General features: G+C 59.0%; 21 protein-coding genes. 1 reads left to right on the forward strand and 20 read right to left on the reverse strand.

Annotated elements, in window-relative coordinates:
* Positions 1 to 33: 33 nt before the first annotated feature.
* The 7 genes from AD670_RS19850 to AD670_RS19880 are packed head-to-tail and all read right to left on the reverse strand — an operon-like array spanning position 34 to position 5,622.
* Positions 34 to 786, reverse strand: coding sequence for a pteridine reductase (locus tag AD670_RS19850; RefSeq protein WP_053136167.1), 753 nt, complete (start codon positions 784 to 786; stop codon positions 34 to 36).
* A 15-nt stretch (positions 787 to 801) separates the two neighbouring features.
* Positions 802 to 1,425, reverse strand: coding sequence for a GTP cyclohydrolase I FolE (gene folE, locus AD670_RS19855; protein WP_053136170.1), 624 nt, complete (start codon positions 1,423 to 1,425; stop codon positions 802 to 804).
* 55 nt (positions 1,426 to 1,480) lie between these two features.
* Positions 1,481 to 2,653 carry an NADH:flavin oxidoreductase gene (locus tag AD670_RS19860; protein WP_053136173.1) on the reverse strand — a complete coding sequence of 391 codons (1,173 nt, stop codon included), beginning with the start codon at positions 2,651 to 2,653 and terminating at the stop codon, positions 1,481 to 1,483.
* Between the two features lie 20 nt (positions 2,654 to 2,673).
* Positions 2,674 to 3,252, reverse strand: coding sequence for a nuclear transport factor 2 family protein (locus AD670_RS19865; RefSeq protein WP_053136176.1), 579 nt, complete (start codon positions 3,250 to 3,252; stop codon positions 2,674 to 2,676).
* Between the two features lie 7 nt (positions 3,253 to 3,259).
* Positions 3,260 to 4,072 (reverse strand): SDR family NAD(P)-dependent oxidoreductase, encoded by an 813-nt coding sequence (locus AD670_RS19870; RefSeq protein WP_053136180.1) that lies wholly within the window; start codon positions 4,070 to 4,072, stop codon positions 3,260 to 3,262.
* A gap of 18 nt (positions 4,073 to 4,090) precedes the next feature.
* Complete coding sequence (locus tag AD670_RS19875; RefSeq protein WP_053136183.1) at positions 4,091 to 4,873, reverse strand: SDR family NAD(P)-dependent oxidoreductase; 783 nt, start codon at positions 4,871 to 4,873, stop codon at positions 4,091 to 4,093.
* A complete protein-coding gene (locus AD670_RS19880; RefSeq protein WP_053136186.1) occupies positions 4,870 to 5,622 on the reverse strand; it encodes an SDR family oxidoreductase in 753 nt (250 codons plus the stop codon). Before AD670_RS19880 ends, AD670_RS19875 begins: the two co-directional genes overlap by 4 nt.
* A 173-nt stretch (positions 5,623 to 5,795) precedes the next feature.
* On the opposite strand from AD670_RS19880, the gene AD670_RS19885 reads away from it, so the two are divergent.
* Positions 5,796 to 7,214: an MFS transporter gene (locus tag AD670_RS19885; RefSeq protein ID WP_053136189.1), complete on the forward strand. Its 1,419-nt coding sequence runs from the start codon at positions 5,796 to 5,798 to the stop codon at positions 7,212 to 7,214.
* 71 nt (positions 7,215 to 7,285) lie between these two features.
* Here AD670_RS19885 and AD670_RS19890 read toward each other — a convergent pair whose 3' ends face one another.
* The 13 genes from AD670_RS19890 to AD670_RS19950 all read right to left on the reverse strand — a co-directional run bounded on the left by AD670_RS19890 (position 7,286) and on the right by AD670_RS19950 (position 20,833).
* Positions 7,286 to 8,296 (reverse strand): NAD(P)-dependent alcohol dehydrogenase, encoded by a 1,011-nt coding sequence (locus AD670_RS19890; RefSeq protein ID WP_053136190.1) that lies wholly within the window; start codon positions 8,294 to 8,296, stop codon positions 7,286 to 7,288.
* A gap of 33 nt (positions 8,297 to 8,329) precedes the next feature.
* Positions 8,330 to 8,872: a nuclear transport factor 2 family protein gene (locus AD670_RS19895; protein ID WP_053136193.1), complete on the reverse strand. Its 543-nt coding sequence runs from the start codon at positions 8,870 to 8,872 to the stop codon at positions 8,330 to 8,332.
* 66 nt (positions 8,873 to 8,938) lie between these two features.
* Positions 8,939 to 10,060 carry an acyl-CoA dehydrogenase family protein gene (locus AD670_RS19900; protein ID WP_053136196.1) on the reverse strand — a complete coding sequence of 374 codons (1,122 nt, stop codon included), beginning with the start codon at positions 10,058 to 10,060 and terminating at the stop codon, positions 8,939 to 8,941.
* Positions 10,061 to 10,069: 9 nt separating this feature from the next.
* Entirely contained in the window at positions 10,070 to 11,287 is a 1,218-nt protein-coding gene (locus tag AD670_RS19905) for an acyl-CoA dehydrogenase family protein (protein WP_053136199.1), read from the reverse strand.
* Positions 11,288 to 11,327: 40 nt separating this feature from the next.
* Entirely contained in the window at positions 11,328 to 12,107 is a 780-nt protein-coding gene (locus AD670_RS19910) for an enoyl-CoA hydratase/isomerase family protein (RefSeq protein WP_053136202.1), read from the reverse strand.
* A gap of 16 nt (positions 12,108 to 12,123) precedes the next feature.
* Entirely contained in the window at positions 12,124 to 13,014 is an 891-nt protein-coding gene (locus AD670_RS19915) for a crotonase/enoyl-CoA hydratase family protein (protein WP_053136206.1), read from the reverse strand.
* 23 nt (positions 13,015 to 13,037) lie between these two features.
* A complete protein-coding gene (locus AD670_RS19920; RefSeq protein WP_053136208.1) occupies positions 13,038 to 14,573 on the reverse strand; it encodes a class I adenylate-forming enzyme family protein in 1,536 nt (511 codons plus the stop codon).
* A 111-nt stretch (positions 14,574 to 14,684) separates the two neighbouring features.
* Positions 14,685 to 15,467: a 2-oxo acid dehydrogenase subunit E2 gene (locus tag AD670_RS19925; RefSeq protein ID WP_053136212.1), complete on the reverse strand. Its 783-nt coding sequence runs from the start codon at positions 15,465 to 15,467 to the stop codon at positions 14,685 to 14,687.
* A gap of 29 nt (positions 15,468 to 15,496) precedes the next feature.
* A complete protein-coding gene (locus AD670_RS19930; RefSeq protein ID WP_053136215.1) occupies positions 15,497 to 15,727 on the reverse strand; it encodes a biotin/lipoyl-containing protein in 231 nt (76 codons plus the stop codon).
* 22 nt (positions 15,728 to 15,749) lie between these two features.
* Entirely contained in the window at positions 15,750 to 16,745 is a 996-nt protein-coding gene (locus AD670_RS19935; protein ID WP_053136218.1) for an alpha-ketoacid dehydrogenase subunit beta, read from the reverse strand.
* The gene (locus AD670_RS19940) at positions 16,742 to 17,725 is read right to left on the reverse strand and encodes a thiamine pyrophosphate-dependent dehydrogenase E1 component subunit alpha (protein ID WP_053136221.1); all 984 of its coding nucleotides are present in this window, start codon (positions 17,723 to 17,725) and stop codon (positions 16,742 to 16,744) included. Before AD670_RS19940 ends, AD670_RS19935 begins: the two co-directional genes overlap by 4 nt.
* Before the next feature lie 43 nt (positions 17,726 to 17,768).
* The gene (locus AD670_RS19945) at positions 17,769 to 19,475 is read right to left on the reverse strand and encodes an FAD-binding protein (protein ID WP_053136224.1); all 1,707 of its coding nucleotides are present in this window, start codon (positions 19,473 to 19,475) and stop codon (positions 17,769 to 17,771) included.
* Complete coding sequence (locus AD670_RS19950; protein WP_053136227.1) at positions 19,472 to 20,833, reverse strand: SRPBCC family protein; 1,362 nt, start codon at positions 20,831 to 20,833, stop codon at positions 19,472 to 19,474. The genes AD670_RS19945 and AD670_RS19950 overlap by 4 nt, the downstream gene beginning before the upstream one ends.
* Positions 20,834 to 20,926 lie beyond the last annotated feature (93 nt).

Genomic DNA, 20,926 nt, shown 5'->3' on the forward strand with positions numbered 1-20,926 from the left:
CTCGAGATACCGCAGCCAGGTCAACGGATAATGTCAAAGGTGGGCTGACCGACCGCCATCCACCGCAAGAATTTGGCCGCTGATATAAGGTGCGTCCGCCAGCAGAAACAACACGGTGCGAGCGATGTCATGGGGTTCGCCCGTGCGTTTGAGCAATGTGGAGTCGATCATCGTCTGCCGCGTTGCCGCATCGAATAAGCCATCCGAAGGCCACTCTATGGCGCCCGGTGAAATGCCATTGACCCGTACGTGGGGGCCCATTTCGACGGCCAGCGCTTTGGTCAGCCCCAATAGCCCGGCCTTGGCTGCACAGTAGGTCGAAAAGCCTGCGATAGGTCTCTGCGCATTGATGTCGATGATATTGATGATGGCGCCACCGGTTTCCTTCAGGTGTGGCCATGCCGCTTGAGACAGAAACAGCGGTGCCTTGAAGTTGCTGCCGATCAGGTCGGTCCAGGCCTGTTCGTCAATACTGCCCAACGGGGTCGGGTAGAAACTGGAGGCATTGTTGATCAGCCCGTCAAGACGGCCAAAGCTCTCAACCGCACACTCGACCAATCCTGCGAGCGCCTGCGTGTCCAGCAGGTCGGCTTGCAATAAGGTGACAGAGCCCGGACGCTCCCAGTTCAGCCGTTCGGCCAGTTCGTTGGCATCCCCGGCGCTGCGGCGGTAATGCAGAATGATCGAGGCGCCGGCATCGTGCAGGGCTCTGACAATGGCCGCACCGACGCGTTTTGCGCCACCCGTGACCAGAATCGCCTTGCCGTGGAGGGACGAATTGGACATTGCGTATCTCCTTACTCAGCTGTTGGCAAACCGTGGGTGAGCGGCGAGACCGATGATCGCCAGCAGTTCGCGGCGGGTTTCGCCATGATCGCGGAACGCGCCGACCATCCGGCTGGTGACCATCGAGACGCCCGCCTTGTGCACGCCACGGGTGGTCATGCACTGGTGAGACGCCTCGATGACCACGGCCACGCCGAGCGGTTGCAGCACGTCACTGAGTGTATCGGCGATCTGCACGGTCATTTTTTCCTGAATCTGCAGACGCTTGGCGTAGACCTCGACCAAACGCGCAAGCTTGGAAATCCCCACCACGCGCTTGTCTGGCAGATAGGCCACGTGGACCTTGCCAATGATCGGCACCATATGGTGTTCGCAGTGACTTTCGAAACGGATATCGGTCAGCACGATCATCTCGTCGTAGCCTTCGACTTCTTCGAAGGTGCGCGACAGAATTTCTCGTGGGTCCTCAAGATAACCCGCGAAGAATTCGTCATACGATTTGACCACCCGTCGTGGCGTATCGAGCAGGCCCTCACGATCGGGATCGTCGCCGGCCCAACGAATCAGGGTGCGCACTGCCTCTTCGGCTTCGTCACGGGTGGGCCGTGCCTGGATTTGAAACTGTTCTTTGACCGTCATCACATCACTCTTCTTCATGCTTTACGGAGGCATCCCGTGGGAACCCAATGCTTGATCAGGTCAATACGCTCAGGGATTCATTGCTAAAGGGTTCGAAAACCTGGCCCTGGCGGGCCTTGCTTGCCCAATTGGGGTCCTGCAACAGAGACCGGCCAACACCGACCAGGTCGAACTCACCCCGCTCATAACGCGCCATGAGCAATTGAAAGTTGTTACTGGAGTGGGCCCCACCCTGTTTATTGCTGTCGTACATACCGTTTTCCAACCCGACACCGCCGACCGTCATGCTCATGCAGCCGGTGACTTTCTTGGCCCAGCCCGCCAGATTCAACTCACCGTCGCTCCCTTTGATGTCCGCAAACTCGGCGCGATTGAAATAGCGCACGCTGGCATCGAAAACATCGACGCCGGCCTCGGCAATCGGCAGCAGAACGTCCTGTAACTCTTCAGGCGTCGCCGCCAGCCGAGCCTTGAAGTCCTGCTGCTTCCATTGGGAAAAACGGAACAGGATCGGCAGCTCCGGACCGACCGCCGTACGAATGGCCTTCACTACCTCGACGGCAAAGCGGCTGCGCGCCTTGCGGTCACCGCCCCAGGCATCGGTGCGCGCGTTGGTCACGCACCACAAAAAGGTATCGATCAAATAACCGTGAGCGCCGTGGATCGCGATCCCATCGAAACCGAGCGCCTTGGCATGAGCGGCACTGCGCGCATAGCCCGCAATGACATCGGCGATGTCTTCTTCGCTCATCGCCGTGGTCGGCACCAACTGTGCCGCTACGTAGTCGGCGGGCGATGAGGTCAGGCCGGCAGGCGGCCCCCATATCCCGGAGGGACGCGACGATGGTATGTGAGGGTTAGGGCCGGTCCCCTGCAAACGCATCACCCCTTGGTGCCACAGTTGCGGAAAAATACGCCCACCCACGGCATGCACCTGCTCGACCACCCGACGCCAACCGGCTAACGCCGCTTCGCCGTAAAGATGCGGCAGGTCGCTTTCGCCGATGCCCGCCTCGCCCAAGGCCGAGGGATGATCGACGCCGACACCTTCGGTGATGATCAGACCGGTTTCGCCTAGTGCCCTGCGACTGTAGTAGCCCGCGACGTCTTCACCTGGCACGCCACCAGGGGAGAAGTTGCGGGTCATGGGCGCCATCACGATACGGTTGTTCAAGCGCAGCGATCCGAGCTGCAAGGGTTCAAATAAAGGTGCGACAAGGTTGGACATGGAGTGCTCCTCGCAGGCAGTCATGGTTGCTTCGTCAGGCGTTGGCGCAACTCACTGGAACTGCGCGACCAAAAGGTGTCCCAATGCGGGAAGCTGCTCGGCAAGCGCGGTTCAAATCGCGGCTCAGTGTATTTGCCCGGCCAGTGCTGCCATTGCGGAACCCCTGGGCGTTGCTGCCAGTCGGTGGAGTACCAATGACGTTCGTCACGGCGTTCAAAGAACCATTCCCCGTCACGCCGCACATAGCTGTCGAAGTAACAGATAGCCATGACCACCCAGTGTTCACCGTCTTCATGTTCGGCGCGGCAGTACACGGTGCCGGTCGCATGGTCGGCATCCTGCAAGTCGATGGTGTGACCGCAGATCTGGTGCACGCTGCGGTAGAACGCCTGGAGAATCGATTCCGAAGCGTAAAAGTCCTTGAGCGCCGCACGCCCTCTGCCTCGTCGGCCACAGTCCACATCGTCGGTAAACAGCGCGACCAGCGCATCGAGGTCACGACCGTCGACACTCAGGGCATAACGCGATGGAAGTTGCTGAATAGCCAGTTGCGCCTCAACCCTTTCAAGACGCTGTTCAAGGGTTTGAACTTGACTCATCGAATGGTTACTCCTGAGCAATGGCCATGGCGCGGCGCTCATCGGCGTAATAGGGCTGATGCGCCAGAAGCCCGCCGTCCACGTTGATCACTTGGCCGGTCACGAATGCCGCTTCGTCCGAGGCCAAATACAGGGCTGCGCTGGCGATGTCCTCCACCGAACCCAGGCGTGGCGTGAGGTGATGTTCAAGCATCATTTGGCCGGCAGGGCCGGCGTAGCCCTGCTCGGTGGCGGGCGTCACGATCAAACCGGGTGAGATGGCATTGCAACGAATACCCTCTTTGCCGTGCTGGGTCGCGATGTACCGAGTCAAGGCTTCGATCCCGGCCTTGGACACTGCGTAGGCGCTGTACCCGAGTGCGCCGGCCTGGGCGGAGCCGGAACTGGTGTTAATGATCGAACCACCGCCCCCCTGACGCATCGGCGCGATCGCCATGCGGCTGGCGAGCATGCACCCGCGCAGGTTGATGCGCAGGGTGTCATCCCAAACCTGAGTATCCATCTGCTCGACGGGTGAGTCCTTGAACTGGGACAAATGGGTTGCAGCCGCGTTGTTGAACAGCACGTCCAGACCGCCAAAGGTCTTGAGGGTAAAATCGATCATGGCGCGGATCGACGTTTCATCGCCCAAGTCCACGGTGACGGCAACCGCCTGCGCCCCGGCCGCACACAGGCTGTCCGCTTCTCGACGTGCACCTTCGCCATTAAGGTCGGCCAACACCACTCGCGCGCCCTCTTGCGCAAAACGTCTGGCAGCGCCCAGGCCGATACCTGACGCCGCCCCTGTAACGATGGCGACTTTGCCTTGTAGTCGGTTCATTGATAGCACTCCTGAACGTTAAACCGCGGTATAAAGGCCGCCGTCGACCTGGATGATTTGCCCTGTCACATAACTCAGGTTGGGATTGCACAAGGCCGTAATGGCACGCCCCACATCCTCGCGTTCACGCCCCATGTATCCCAGCGGGAAGTTGGCGATGTACTGATCGCGCAGCACCGGATTCATGGCGAAAAAAGCCTCAGCCGCCGGGGTCAGTGCTGCTGGAGAAACCGCATTGACGGTAATGCCGAAGGGCCCCCATTCCCGCGCCAGGGCCTTGGTCAGGCCGCGAATCGCGCCTTTACTGGCGGCATAACCCGGATTGAGCGCCGCGCCGTGCAAACCGAACGCCGAACACAGCAGAATCAGGCGGCCACACCCCGTGGCATGCAAAGCGTCGAACGCGGCGACGGCGCAGTTGTGGGCACCGACCAGATCCACCGCCAGTTGGTTATCCCAATCGTCATCTGCAAAGTCCTCGAGGTTTTTCGGGTGGCCTGAGGCACCGTGAGTGGCGTTATGCACCAAAATATCCAGGCCGCCAAAATGGCTGACGGCAGCGGTGACTGCCTGGCGCATGCCTTCCAGTGAGGTGACATCGGTCTCGATGGCCAACGCCTCGCCACCCTCCGCGCGGATCAGTTGCGCCGTTTCTTCGCCGGTACTGCCTCGGCGTGCGGCGATCACCACCCGGGCACCGACTTCAGCCATCGCCAGCGCGATGCCTCGGCCAAGCCCGCCTCCCGCACCGGTGACCAGCACGGTTTCACCGTCGAGCACTCGCGTCATTTGATTACTCATGGGACCATCCATAAACCACCGTCCACGGGAAGCGAAACCCCGGTCAATGCGCTAGCAGCGACCAGCATCGCGATCGATTCAGCCACACCCTTGTCCAGCGTCGGGACGTAGCCTAAAGCAGGAGGCGGTGGCCCCATTTCCGGGCTTAACGGGATGGGCACATCCTGAAGCGATGGCACGAAGGTCACCGAGTCGACGCCTACCCAGTTCACACGGACGCCTCTGCTACCCCACTGCCTGGCGGCAGATTTCATCAGCGCACGCTGCCCTTCACTGAAGGCGCAAAACGCGGTCAGGCCCGCGCTGCCCGTCAGTGAAAGATTCGCCCCCAGCAGCACCACACTGCCGGACCGTCCGGCAAACAGCGCGAATGCCTCCTGCAAACAGTGGCGCGCCAAACGCAAGGGCGTCAGGCAAGCGCTTTGCCAGTCCTCGGAAGACATCGAAGTAATGGGGCGTGCAACCAGCGAAGCCGGCGGAGTCAAGGCCACAACCACGGCATCAATCTCACCCAATTGCTGAACGGCCTGCCGAAGCGCCAATGCCAGCCCCGATTGGGAGCTGAACTCGCTTTCGCACACCGCATTCAAGGTGCTTGCTTGCACCGCATCGGTGACCAGGCTAACGCTGGCGCCCTGCGCGATTAGCCCCTGCACCAGGCTGTCTGCGGCACCGAAGCCCATGGCGATGACAACGATTTTTTTATCCTTGGCGCATTGCAACGCTCCGGACATTGGGTTGACGGTCATGCATACACTCCCGTTTTTTGTTGTTTTTCGGAGTCGCGATCTTAAGGCTTGCAGGTATGACGCAGAGCTCGATATATTCATCTATGTAAACAGCGTTCATATTTACTGTCAAGCCAAGCTTCTGCTGGGCACGACAGTGCCCACTAATAAAAATAATAACTGGAGGGAAACCGATGCAGCCCGCGCAACGCCGCAACCGAGTTGGGCTTTACACTGCACTGATGCTCTTAAGCATCGTATCCTCGGCAGGTATCACGGTGATCTACAGCATGCTGTCAGTGCTGTACCGGCACTTCCCAGACTCCTCCGCCATCGGCTGGGTGGTAACCATTTACTGGCTGGTGTCGGCCATCGCCGCCGCGCTATGCGGGCGACTTGGCGACCTTATGGGCCGACGCAAAATAACGCTTTGGGTCTTGGGTTTGTGCATGGCCGGTGCGTTGATTGCGGCCTTGGCCACAAGCCTTGAATGGATGATCGCCGGTTGCGCCATACAAGGCCTGGCGAGTGCATTGACCCCGCTGGCCTTCGGCATTCTGCGCGAAAACCTGGACGCCAAATCCATACCGTTTGCAGTAGGTCTGTTGAGCGCGGTGGGAATGATCAGTGCTGGCGTGATCTATTTATCGGCCGGCGTTGTCATTGATCACTACTCATGGCAGGGCGGCTTCTGGTTCAAACTGATACTCGCATTAGCGGCGATGCTGGCCGTCTACCTCGCGGTGCATCACTCCGAGCCCAAGGCCGGACAACGAGTCTCTCTATTTTCCGGTCTATTGTTCGCGCCAGGGCTGGCTGCGTTGCTGGTGGTGGTGCAAAAGGGCGCTGCATGGGGCTGGGATGCCTATACCTGGGGATTGTTGGTGGCTGGCGTGGGCGTTCTGCTGGTCTGGGGACGCCAACAGTGGCAACAACCGGCACCCTTAATCGATTTGCGCCTATTGGCTAACCGCCAAGTCATTCGCGCCAATCTCTGCATGGTGTGTATTGGCATGGGCTGCGTTCAGATCGGGCAAGTCATGTCGCTTTATTTGCAGCAACCTGGCGGCACGCTGGGCAGCTTTGGCTTGAGTGCCACCTATGCCGGCCTGTCCATGTTGTGCATCAACCTGTTTTCGCTCATTGGGGGACCGCTCAGTGGCCGTATTGCTGCCCGCAGAGGTGCTCGTTCTGCGGCCATCATCGGTCTGTCGATAGCCTCAGCGGCATGGGCCGCGATGTTGTTCTTGCATGCGACGCTGGCGGCCACCCTGGCGTGCGCCGTCCTCTCGACCATCGGATTCGCGTTCGCTCACCCAGCCATCTACAACCTGATCATTGAAGCCACGCCTGCCGAACGGACCTCGGAAACCACAGGCGTCACCTATGTGTTCTTCGCCTGCGCCTTCGCCATCGGCGCGCAAATGATTTTCACGCTGCTGGCATCCGACCACGCCCCCTCCACGACCAATGCCCTGAGCTTGCCGAGCGACCTGGCTTACATGCGGGTGTTTGGCTATGTGCTGGTAATGACGCTGGCAGGGCTGGCGGTGGCGTTTACCTTGCCCAAGAGGCCGGCAAAGGAAAAAGTGGAGCTTGCGTTGGTTGAGTAGAAGAAGGGACTTGGCGGCGCCATGCTTGGCGCCACCGAGTCCCTTTCAAGCCGCGCCCCAGGGCAAGTACCTCAATCGATACGAATCACCACCTTTCCAACGTGCTTGCGTTGTTTCAGATGGGTAAACGCTTCAGGGACCTGTTCAAAACTGAACACCCGGTCGATAACCGGCTTGAGTCGGTGTAAGGCAATGGCGCGATTCATCTGCTCGAACTGCTCGCGACTGCCGACGCCGATGGTATTGACGCTCAATCCTCGGTAGAAGAATCCCTCACTGAGTGCGGGGCTCCCGGATAACAACCCGACGACACTGATACGCCCGCCAATACGCGTCGATTGCACCGAGCGCTCGATGGTTTCGCCACCACCGACTTCCACCGTAACGTCCACTCCCTCCCCTTCGGTGCAGTCCAGGACCTGCCGATGCCAATCCTCATGGACGCGATAATCGATCAGGTGATCGGCGCCCAATAACCGTAAATGTTCAAGCCTTTCGGCGCTGGATGACAACGCGACGACCTCAGCCCCAAACAGCATGGCCAGTTGCAGCGCGAACACCGAAACCCCGCCACTGCCCTGCACCAACACGCGCTGTCCGGGGAGCAGCACACCTTGCGCGCAGAGCGCCGACCAGGCGGTGAGTGCGGCACACGGCAAAGTCGCGGCTTCCTCAAAGGATAGATGCGCAGGCACCTTGACCAGCTCCTCTTCGGACACACTGGCATATTCAGACAAGGTGCCGTCCACAGAGCCCCCACGCCCTAGAATAGTCCGCCCCAGAGGCCTCTCACCGGCAATCCAGTGTGGATGAAACGTCAGGGCAACATGATCACCGACACACACCCGTTGCACCCCCTCACCTACCGCGACCACTTCTCCCGCGCCATCAGAGCAAGGCACGAGATCCGGTTTGCACAGCTGTTGGTATCCCCCGGCGAGGATTATCAGGTCACGAAAATTCAACGAAGCGGCCCGCAGCCGCACCAGCACCTGACCCGTTGCCGGCGCTGGCGCCGCGTCGGTTTCACGAAGGCGTAAGCCATCGACTCCGCCATAATGCGAAATGACATAGGAACGCATGGTTGCCTCCAGAAGCTTGATGGCCGAACAGACTCAGACGGGTTGGCGTACGTTCAGCGGGCGCATCCAGGACACGTCGTCTTTCGACCGGGCGCTGGTGGCGTTACCCATCTGCAGCTGTCGAAACACCTCTGGTATCTCGGCGGGCGTCAGTTCGTTGATGCTTTCCGTGACGCACACCCGTGCCGCTATGGCCCAATGACCGTCACGCTTTTCGAAACGATCAACGTAGCGCCCCACCGCGACCGTGTCGGGCTTGGTGCGATTTTCACCGAAGAACAGCCAGTAGGTTTCGGCGTGTGCGGTATCGCCCTCGATCTCGGTCGTATGGTTAGTGATGATGTGATGGTGTGAAATCTGGTATTCGTTGTGGTAGGTGAAAGCCCAGTCTATGAAGGCTTCGCGCCCCCCGCAAAATGCACCATGATCGTCAGTGGCGTCCTCGTGATAAACCGTGCGCAGCAGGTCCCGGTCAAATCGGTCTACTGCCCGGCAATAGCGGGTGACGCAGTCGGAAATGGCTTGGCGATCAAGCAACAGCCGAACATTGGCCAGCAGTTCTTCGGTGACGTTCATGAGCAAGACTTCCTTTTTTATTATCGGCAGGCTCTCGGGTCTGCGGACAGACCCGAGTGACAGCGGTCAACTGTTGGCGGCAAAGCGGGCCAGATGGTAGTCGATATCGCCGAAGTGTTTTTCCAGCAAGGTCATCAGGCGGAAGTAATGGCCCACCTGATACTCCTCGGTCAGGCCGATACCACCGTGCAACTGCACCCCCTGGGCACAGACGAACCGACCGGATTTGCTCGCGGCGGCTTTGGCGGCCGAGATAGCCTTGCTGCGCTCTTGGGGCGGTTTCTCCAGGTACGCCATACCCCGGAACAGTATCGACCGGGTGTGCGTGGCTTCGACGAACATCTCGGACATTCGATGTTGCAGAGCCTGAAACTTGCCAATGGGCTGGCCGAATTGCACACGGGTCTTGATGTATTCAGCCGTCAAGTCCATGACACCGTGCATCACCCCAAGGATCTGTGCGACCACCGCCAGTGCCCCTCGATCATGAGCCTCCTCCAGCACCTTCTGGCTGGCCGATGGCGCAAGCAATAAGGCAGACGCCGGTAACTGAACAGCGTCAAACCGTACGTCGGCTGCCCGAGTACCATCGATCAACGTGTAACTATCGAGGCTGACGCCCGACGCATTCCGGTCAACCACAAACACCGCCGGATCGCTGAAGTCGTCCAGGCTGGCGGTCACCAGCAGTTTGTCCGCCGAAGCAGCTCCCATAACCAGGGTTTTGAGACCGCTGAGTGTATAACCCTGGGCAGTTTTCATCGCAAACGTCTCGGCGCAGCACCCGACCGCAAAACGTGAACCGTTTTCACTGTCGGCCAGGCTCAATAACATACGCCCTTCGATCAGCGCCGGGAGCAAGTCATGTCGATGGTGGTCGTTACCGGATTGGTCGATGATCCGTGCGCACAACACCGCGCTGTTGATATAAGGCTCAAGCACCATGCCACGCCCAAAGGACTCCAGAACGATAGCGGTTTCAGCGAATGAACAGTCCAGGCCGCCCACGTCCTCCGGCAGGTTCAAGGCCAGCCAGCCCAGGTCGGCAAATTGCTGCCAATGTTCGCGGCTGAAACCTTCGGCGCTCACAGCATGGTGACGGCGCTCCTCAAACCCGTAAGCATCTTTGATATAACGCTCTACGCCATCGCGCAGCATCGTCTGCTCTTCAGATAGATTGAAATCCATGGTACGTCCTCAGAGGCCGAAGGCCAGCTTGGCGATAATGTTTTTCTGTACTTCGCGGGCTCCGCCATAAATGGTCGAGGCGCGCTGGAAAAAGTACATATTGCTGCGCCCTGGTACATAGGCTGGCCAGAGCTCGTCGGCGGCGCTCGGTTCATGGGCTTTGCGATTGGGTCCATGGTCGTAGAATCGCAGGGCCCTAGGCCCCAATGCGTCGATCTGCAGCTCGGTGACCTGCTGCTGCAATTCCGAGCCACGGACTTTCAGGGTCGAGACCACCGCATCGATGTTGTCGCGCAAGGTCTCCTTGCTCAGAATGCGCAGCACCGACCACTCCAACCCGAGAATATCCACCTCTATCGCCGCAAGCCGGCGACTGAAGGCCGGTGTATCAATCAACGCAACGCCGTCAATTTTTTCGAGACGGGCGATGGCTTTGGCCTTCTCCAATTCACGCTTGTTGAAGTAGATGAAGGCACTGGATGTGCGTTCTTTTTCCAGCAGGTATTTGGCATAGGTCCAGCCCATCCCCGGCTCGCCGACCAAGTGCTCCTTAGGTACCCGCACATTCTCCAGAAACACCTCGGCGAGCCCGTCACCACCATCGATGGAGATGATTGGCCGCACGGTAATGCCTGGGCTTTTCATATCGATCAACAGAAACGAAATACCGCGCTGAGGCTTGACGGTCGTGTCGGTGCGTACCAGGAAAAACCCCCAATCCGCAATCTTCGCGTCACTGGTCCAGATCTTCTGGCCATTGACAATGTAATGGGTGCCCGCCTCGTCCAGCTCGGCACGTGTGCGCAGGCTGGCCAGGTCGGAACCGGCATTGGGTTCAGAGAAGCCCTGGCACCAGAACGTGTCGCCCGCCAACAAGGGGGGCAGAAATGTCTCTTGCTGCCAGGTATTACCAAAGGCGATCACCACCGGCGCCATCATGTGCGTGCCTTGCCAGCCGTAGTCCAGGCCGTCGGCATTCACCAGCTCTTCCAGAAAAATGTGCTTGCGCAACGGCGACCAATCGGTACCGCCAAACGCCTCAGGCCAGTGCGGTGCCCCCCAACCACGGGCATGCAGGACTTTTTGCCACTGACGCAACACCTCACGGGGTGGCGGGTGGCAGCCCTCAAAACTGTAGCGCGCGACCTCGGGGTTTACGTTTTCCTTGAAGAACTGCCGGACTTCCTGGCGAAATGCTTCATCTTCGGGGCTGAATTCGAAATGCATGGTCTGACCTCTGTCAGGTGAAACGTCGAGGACGTCGGGCCTACTGCCCCTGGAATTCGGGTTTGCGTTTGTCGCGAAAGGCCTGACGACCTTCTGAGGCATCGGCGGAGTTGACCGCCAACGCCACCGCATTCAATTCAAGCGCCAGGTACGCCTCGAAATTGCCGGACGTTGCGCGAAACAGTTGCTTGGTCAATCCGATGGAAAAGGTCGGCGCTTCGGCCAGTTCCTGGGCAAGTGCTTGTGCGGTCACCATCAATTGATCGTCCGTCACCACCTTGCTTGCCAGACCGATGTCAAAGGCCTCACGACCGCTGAGTGTGCGGTTCAGGTACATGATTTCCTTGGCCCGAAACTCACCGCAATGGCGTGCCAACAGGTGCAGCATGCCGCCCTCCGGCACAGTCGCCCGGGCCAGAAACGCCGGAATGAACTTGGTGGTTTCGGAGGCAACCAGTTGATCGGCGCACATCGCGAACGACCAGGCGATGCCCACCGTCGCGCCACGAACCGCCGCGACCACGGGTTTATTCAGGTTGTAGAGTTTCAGTGCCACTTGCTGATAAGGCACCAACGAACGCCGAGCATGGCTGACGCTCATGCGTACCGGCGCCGAGCCCGAACCCTTGACGTCAGCACCCGCGCAGAATGCGCGACCGGCCCCGGTCAAAATCAGGGCGCGGATTTGCGGGTCGCTTTCCACGCGGTCCAGGTGCTCGATAATCAATTCCAGCATCTGTGGCGTCAGTGCGTTCAGGCTGTCCGGGCGATTCAGGATAAGCGTTGCCACCGAACCGTTGACTGTCAGTTCAACATCCATTAATGCGCTCTCCAATTCACTCTTCGCCACGGGCGTAGAGCTTGATCATTCCGTCACCGAACGGTTCGTCGCGGCGTTTAAGGGCATCTTTCAAGCCCAGGTTCTGCATGTCTTCCTTGAACTGGGTGCGGCGGGGGCCTTGGCATTGATGGGCCCGGGAGTCGTTCTCCACGGCCAGCCGTTGCAAGGTTTTGGAGCCTGACAACTCAAGCGCCAAATTGACGATGCGTTTGTTGGCCGACAGAAGATCGGCGTCGACGAACGATAAACGCCGTGCCAACTCACCGACCGCCTCGTCAAGCTGCTCGGGCGGCACGGCATCCAGCACCAGGCCCAGCTTGGCGGCATCACGCCCCCACAGTGAGTCACCACTGAGCAGCATGCGTTTGGCCCATTGCGGCCCGAGGTGGTAGAACCACATATGCGCCGGTGGCGATCCATTGGCCCGGGTAGCCGGAAAACCGATCCTGGCAGTGTCTGCAGCCAACACCATGTCACAGGCCAGCGCCAGGTCAGTCCCACCGGCCAGACAATTGCCATGCACCCGAGCGATGATCGGTTTGTGGATCTCGGCGAACAGGTTGATGGTTTCGTTCTGCCGCTCCATCGACCAGCAATCGTCATCGAAGTTTTTCTGCGTGCCGCGATAGTCCGTCGGGTTGACGTCAGCAAGGTCGCCATAGGTGGTGACCAGGTCATAACCCGCGCAGAAGTCCTTGCCCGCGCCCTGGAGCACAATGACGTTGACCGATTTGAGGTCATCCGCTTCAAGCAGCGCCTGTTTTAATTCACGTAACAGCACGTTGTTAATGGCGTTGCGTTTTTCCGGGCGGTTGAGCGTGATGCGCGCAACACGATCAGCCACTTCAAAGGTCACGCATTCACTCGATTGCAGCCACTTAGCCATGTGTAGTTCTCCGCTCAATGCGTTTAGACGCTGCGTTGACGCTCACGCAGAACGACTTTATTGATCTTGCCCGTGGCCATGCGCGGCAGCTCATCAATGAACTCCACGGTTTTTGGGCACTTGTAACTGGCGAGCACCGCCTTGCAATGTGCGATCAGCTCTTGTTCGCCGAGGCCTGCGCCGGGACTCAAGACCACGATGGCTTTTACCGACTCACCCCAACGCGGATCGGCCACGCCAATGACGGCGGACTCGACCACCAGCGGGTGCAGTTCCAGCGCGACTTCAACTTCGCGGCTGTAAATATTTTCGCCCCCCGAAATGATCATGTCTTTCTTGCGATCAACCAGGAACACATAGCCTTGCGCGTCCTGGTAGCCCATGTCGCCGGTGTGATACCAGCCGTTGCGCAAGGCCTCGACAGTCGCGACCGAATTGTTCCAGTAGCCGCTCAGTTGTGTGTCGGAGCGCAACAGCACTTCGCCGGGCGTGCCCACAGGGCAATCTTGACTGTGCTCATCGACGATTCTCAGCTCGATACCCGGGCACGCATGGCCGACCGACTCCAGTCGGTGAAGTTGTTCCGGCGTGCCCTCGGCGACCACTTCATGGCGTTGCATGACACAGGCATTACTTTCAGTCATGCCGTACTGGATAGAGAAGATTGGCCCCAGAAGGTCCATCGCCCGTTTGAGCAGCGGCACAGGAATCGGGGCGGCGGCCGTGACCACATGTTCAAGCGAGCGCAGGTTGAAATCCGCTACACCCGGTAGATCCAGCAACGCTTGCAACATCGCCGCGACCATGAAGGTGAAGGTCACGCCCTCCTCCTGGACGGCCAGCACCACGGCGCGCGGATCAAACCCTTGGTGGACGATGGTGGTCCCGCCTAGCCATGCAGCCGCATTGACGAATCCGACACCGCCGATATGGAACGCCGGCGTGGTTTGCAGCACCCGCGTTGAACCTTTGAATTCGGTCATCAAGGCACAGCTGTCGGCCGTGACGCACATTGCATGATGAGTGCGGACCACACCTTTGGGTCGACCAGTCGTTCCGCTGGTGTACATCAAATAGGCGTAATCGTCGGGGTTGGAGCGCATGGGCGGGCCTTGCACCAAACCTTGGTCCATCGCACGCTCAAAGGACTGCGCCCAGGCAGGCCCATCGCCAATACAAATAAAATGCTCGATGCCAGGCAAGTCCCGCCTCAGTTCTCCCACCACCTCGGCGTATTGGGCTTCAAACACCAGCGCCTTGGGTGAGGCATCCTGCAGGATGTAGAGAATTTCCCGTGGCGCCAGGCGAAAGTTCACCGTCGCGGCAATGAAGCCCGCCCATTCGCAAGCACGATACGTTTCAAAGTACTCAAGATTGTTCATCGACAGAATGGCAACCCGGTCCTGTCGCCGCAGGCCCTGGTTATACAGATGACTCGATAGGCGCTTGGCACGCTCGGCGAGCTGGTGGTTAGTGATCCTGCGGGAAGCCGAAACGAAGGCTTCTTTATCAGGAAAGTACCGAGCATTCCGCTCGATCATCTCACCCAGTGTTTTCATCGAAATCCCGTCTTTATTATGTTGTTGAACGGTTCGAAAGGCCCCGACGGAAAACGGTCTCTTTTAGACGAGGGTTTTCCGGTCGGTTCAGGTATTGATAACACGCCGTGTTCAGGACTCCAGTGCAGCGACGTCAGCGAGTAAATCAGCCAGTTTTGCCGTAAAGCGAGCGGCGTCGGCGCCATTGATGACTCGATGGTCATAGCTCAACGAAAGCGGCAACGTAAACCGCCAATCGATGGCGTCATTGGCGCCGCGTCGAGGCTTATCACCGGCGCGAGTCACGCCCAGGATGGCGACTTCCGGCGCGTTGACAATCGGGGTGAATGAGGTGCCCCCGAAGCTTCCCAGTGAACTGATGGTGAAACAGCCACCCGACATTTGCGCCATGCTCAGGCCCTTGTCCCGTGCCTGGGTGGAGATGCTCTGCAGCTCGGCCGCAATCTGCGCGAGGCTTTTCTTGTCGCAGTCACGCAGCACCGGGACCAATAATCCGAAGCGCGTATCGACCGCCACGCCGATGTGAAAATACTTTTTCAGCACCAGGTTTTTACCGCTGCCGTCCAGTGATGCATTGAACTGTGGAAACGCCTTGAGTGCGCCGACAACGGCCTTGATCAGGTAGGGTAGCAAGGTCAGTTTGGTCGCTTCGCCGGCCGCATTACGCGCCTTGCGTTGCAACTCCAGACCCGTGATGTCTGCCTCGTCGTTGTGGGTCACGTGCGGAATCATCACCCAGTTACGCGACATGTATTGCGCGGTCAGCTTTTGCACCCGCGACAGCGGCTTGCTCTCGACTTCACCAAACTCGCTGAAGTCAACCTGGGGCCAAAGCGGTAAATCACTGCCAAAGGCTGCGGGCTTCGGGACATCTACCACTGTTTCAGCGCTCATCAGACTCCCCCTTGCGTGCCGATAACGGCTTAAACGATCTCCGCCAGCACGGCGCCGACTTCGTAGACTTCGCCTACCTGGGCCAGGATCTTCAGCGTGCCGCTGGCCGGCGCCTCGATTTCCTGAACTGACTTGTCGCTTTCAAGTGCGTACAGCGCTTGCCCTTCAGTGACCGTTGCACCGTCGTCAATCAGCCACTCACTGATGGTCCCTTCATTCATCGAGAAACCCAGCTTGGGCATAAGTACTTGTGTCGTCATCGCAATGTATTCCTTCGGTTGATCACTTCAGCGTGGCGCGAATCGCCGCTTCGATTTGGTCCAGACCCGGGACATAGGCGTCTTCGAGCGGTTTGGAAAATGGCACGGGCGAGAAATGCGAGCCCACCCGTTGCACGGGCGCCTTGAGTTGAGCAAACAGTGATTCGTAGATGCGCGAGGCAATCTCGGCACCGACTCCGAAAGGTTTTACCGCCTCATGGACGATCACCGCGCGGCCAGTCTTGGCCACCGAAGCCAGAATGGTGTCGGTGTCCATCGGCGCGATGGTGCGCAAATCAATCAGCTCGACCGAAATGCCTTCCCCGGCCAGTTTCTGAACCACGGCACTGGCTTCGAGTACCCGACGGCTGTAAGTGATCAGCGTCACGTCCTTGCCTTCGCGAAGAATATTGGCCTTGCCCAGCGGGATTTTTTTGCCGCGCTCAGGGGCCTCGCCGGGCGTCCAGTACGTCGGCATGTTTTCAATGAACAGCACGGGATCATCGTCCTCGATGGCCGAGAGCATCAGCCCGTACGCATCCGCAGGGCTGGAAGGAGCCACTACCTTGATCCCGGCGGTATGAGCGAACCAGGCTTCCAGATAATCAGCGTGTTGGCCGCCCGTACCAAAGCCGGCACCGGTCATGGTTCGAATAACCATCGGGACATGGGTCTGGCCACCGGACATGAAGCGCAGTTTGGCCGCATGGTTGACGATCATGTCCATGGCCACGGTGGTGAAGTTCATCAGCATGATTTCGGCCACCGGCCGCATGCCGACAATCGCCGCGCCAATCGCCGCACCAATGATCGCCTGCTCGGAAATAGGCGTAGAGCGCACACGGGAGTCGCCATATTTGGTCGACAAACCACGGGTGACGCCCACAATGCCGCCCTCCTCTTTATCGCCGACGTCTTCGCCGAGAATAATCACATTCTCGTCCGCGGCCATGGCGTCATCCAGGGCCAGGTTGACGGCCTGGATCGTATTGAGCTTGGTCTCTACTTTCTGGTTCATGCGCTCACCTGATCCTTGTAGATATCGCGATCAAGTTCGGCGAGATCCGGATATGGGCTGGAAAGTGTGAATTCGACGGCCTCATCGATATCGCGTTCGATGCTGGCTTCAAGGGCGGCCAGTTGGTCTTCGCTGGCGTTGCCGGTCGCGATCAACCAGGTGCGAAACAGCGGCACCGGGTCTTTGGCGATCCAGGCGTCCTTTTCACCCTTGTCCATGTACGCATCGACATCGCCGAACACGTGGCCATGAAAACGGAAGGTCTTGGCCTCGATCAGCGTGGGTCCGCCACCCTTGCGAGCGCGCTCAATAGCGTCTTTAGCCGTGTTGTACATGGCAATCGGGTCATTGCCGTCGACCGTGATGCCGGGCATGCCATACCCGGCAGCCCGCATCGAAATGTTCGCCACCGAGGTGCTGTAGGCGTATTTAGTGTGCTCGCCATAGCCGTTGTTTTGGCACACGAACACCACCGGCAGTTTCCAGACCGACGCCAGGTTCAACGATTCGTGGAACGCGCCGATGTTGCTGGCGCCATCACCGAAGTAGGCAATCGCCACGCGTTTCTCGCCGCGAATCTGCGCCGCCAGGGCCAGGCCGTTGGCAATCGGCATGGAGCTGCCGACGATACCCGTGGTGACCATCACGCCTGTGGCCGGGTGTGTCACGTGCATCGGGCCGCCCTTGCCTTTGCAAGTACCGGTGGCACGGCCACCGAACTCCGCCCACAGGTCTTTGAGCGGGATGCCCTTGGCGATCATGTCATGTACGCCACGGTAGATCGTGCAGATGTAATCGTCGTCGGTCAGGTTCGCCGACACCGCCGACGGAATGACTTCCTGTCCACGGGGCGAGTAGTACGGCATGACTAACTTGCCGGACTTGATCACCGCACGAAAGCGCTCATCATTCTGTTTGATACGGGTCATGCGTTGGTAGATGTCGACCAGCGTGCCGCTGTCTGGAAGTGTGCCTGCCATGAGGTGAATCTCCGTTAAAACCGTCACGAATGGATTCGAGGGGTTACCAGATCTTTTCCACACCGGCCGAGTGCTGCGCGGCGATGTAGGCGAAAATGAACGAGGCCGCAATGCTGGTGCCCGCACCTGGATAGCACCGCCCGGTGACACCTGCCGTCGAGTTACCGGTGGCATAGAGTCCTTCGAGGGGGCTGCCGTCCTCTTTGAGGACACGGGCATATTCATCAGTGACCAAACCACCGGCGGTGCCCACGTCGCCCGGGTACATACGCACGGCGTAAAACGGCCCTTCTTCAATGCTGCCCATGTTTGGATTCGGCTTGACAGTCGGGTCGCCGTGGCAGCGGTCGAAAGCGCGGGAACCGCGGCCGAAATCCTCATCGACTCCGCTTTGACAGAAACCGTTAAAGCGCGTCACCGTCGCAGCCAAACCCTTGCGATCAATACTGCATTTGCGCGCCAGTTCGTCGAGGCTGTCGGCCTTGATCATGTAGCCGCTGTCCAGCCACTGCTGGGGAATCTGCCCAGGCATGGCGGTGCCCCAGGGGTAGAACTTGCGCTGACGACTGTCCATGAGGACCCACGCAGGCACCGCCTTGCCGGTCTCGGCCTGACGTTTGTACATGCGCTGGCCGATTTCCATATAGGCACCGGCTTCGTCACAGAAACGCTGGCCGTCCTGATCGACCATGATCGAGTACGGCAGCGACAAATCCAGGTGATGCATGAAGGGCAATGGCTTGCCTTCCGGCGTCAGCGCGCCTTCCGGGAAACTTTCGTTCGGGCCCAGGGACGTCACGACCCACCAGGATTCGTCCATGCAATCCACGGCGGCCCCCAGCTTCATCGCGGCCTGAATAATCTCGCCGGTATCGCCCAGGTTGGCGTTGGTCCAATCGGCCGACGACGGCTGTGGCTGATACTGCTTGCGCATGGCTTCATTACGCGAGAAGCCACCCACATTGATCAGCACACCCTCACGCGCTTGAATGCGAACGGGTTTGCCCTCGCGCTGCGCCAGCACCCCGACCACACGACCGTCTTCGACGACAAGATCAGTGACCGGGGTTTCGGTCCAGATCGGCAATTCGTTCCGCAAGGCGATTTGTAACATGCGCCCTTGAATCGCTGCGCCACCGCCCAGCAACTCCTGTTTCAGCAACTTCTGCTTGAGGATGCGCAGGCCCAGTTTCATCGCCATGCGCTTACCGGCCCAGGTGCGCTTCATCAGAAACAACGTCGGGTATTCGTTGGTAGTGGCTGGAATACCGGCTCCGCGATAGCGCGAAAGCTTCTGGGTCCATGCTCCCAGTTCATTGATATTGAATAGCTTGGCAATTAACGAGCGACCGCGAGGTTCGCCGCCGGGAAGCTCGTCGTAATAGTCTGACCAACCATCCGCGTACTCGAACGCCATGCCTTTGCGCTCGAGAAAATCGACCATGATCGGACCGGTCTTGAGGAACGCCTCACGACGGATCGGCGATGTCGACGGACCGTCATAGGTGACAGTGCTGTCCATGTATTGCCGAGCGCGTTCATAGGAGTCCTGTACGCCATGCCGTTTCATCACGGCATTGTTGGGTACCCACCACACGCCGCCAGAATACCCGGTCGAACCGCCGACCTTGTCTTGCTTCTCGATGATCAGGGCTTTTTTGCCCAGTTGCTGCGCCATGAGCGCAGCGCACATCGAACCGCCGCCACTGCCGATGATCACCAGGTCATAACTCTCCTGCCAATCGCTCATCGAGTGGTCCCCTTGCCATTGATGTACTCGGACAGCTCGCGATGGAAGTTGGAGATCGCTGTTTCCTGCAGCGGGTTGGTTCGCGCACCGGCAAAACCACGGGACTTCATGCCCTGCTGCACTTGCCCCATGTTCATGAAGTCCTGGCTGAGGATCACGCCAAAGTTTTCCGCCGTGTCGACTTTCCAGTCATCCACACCGTGATAAAACTCACGGTTGAGTTTTGGCTCCTTGCCTGGCGCATAACGTTTGAGCGACCAGATATCAAAGATGCACGAGTCCGGGTTATCGCCGTCCGGGCGGGAGCGGTAGAACAATGCGCCATCCGGGTACAGCAGGAACACCAGGTTCGGAAATACGTGCCAATCCGTGCCGGCACGCCCCATTTGCTCGAAGGAAATGTCCGGCCAACCGGCGCCATCGGCAATGGCCGCTTCGCGCTGAAACTCCATGGCTTTGGAAAGCACCAGGAACTGATCCTGAGTCGGCTCAAGCTCCGTCATCAGGCGCTTGGTGGCTTCGTTGTCACGGTCAGTGAAGATGGCCTTCAACTGATCTTCCATCAGTTGGTAAAACTTGACCATGCCCGGGCGAATGTCTTCTGGAATCGGCTTGCCCGTACGCGAAGACGGTGTGCCTGGCATGCGCACCGCCGTCGAATAGCCGAACATGCCGTGCTTGCCGAAGGCGAAGCTGCGGGTCACGTCGTCACCCTGGGTATCAAGGATCTGCGGGTGAGTGGCCGCCACGTGGTAGCCCTCGCTGAACGCTTCCTGGGCAACTTTCCAGTTGCACGGCAGCTTCACCGACTTGTACCAGCGGTAGCGCATTTTCTCGAATTCGTAGCAATCGGTAATTTCCGGCACCGGCGCCAGGTACTGGGCCAACGGCTCGGCTTGCGGGTCCATATTGATGAACACGAAGCCGCCCCAGGTGTCGACCAGCACTTCCTTGAGCGCAAGGTCTTCCTTGCTCATGCTGGGGCAGCCGGCCCAATCGCTCTCGTCAAGAATGCGCAGCACGCTGCCGTCCAGGTTCCATTGCCAGCCGTGGTAGTTGCAGTGGAACTTGGTGACATGGCCGCAGCCCGTGGTCAAACGCCGACCCCGGTGCTGGCACACGTTGTAGTAGGCCTTGATTTTGTCGCCGGTCAAGCGAGTGATGATGATTGAGTCACCGACCACATCAAAGGTCACGTAATCGCCGACGTTCGGGATTTCCTCAAGCCGGCAGGCGACTTGCCAGACTTTCGGCCACATGCGCTCGTTTTCAAGTTGCAGGAACTTGGGAGAGATGTACCCGTCACGCGGGACGAAGTCTTCTCGAATCGGCTGAGGAGCCTCTTCATGAACAGTCATCAGAAATCCTCCGGTATCTGGCAGCGCACTGCCTTTTATTGTTTTCGGTACAGGACTATCTATTTGAACCACATGGAACTGTGTAAATGGAAT

This window comes from Pseudomonas sp. MIACH (assembly GCF_001269925.1).
Taxonomy (GTDB): domain Bacteria; phylum Pseudomonadota; class Gammaproteobacteria; order Pseudomonadales; family Pseudomonadaceae; genus Aquipseudomonas.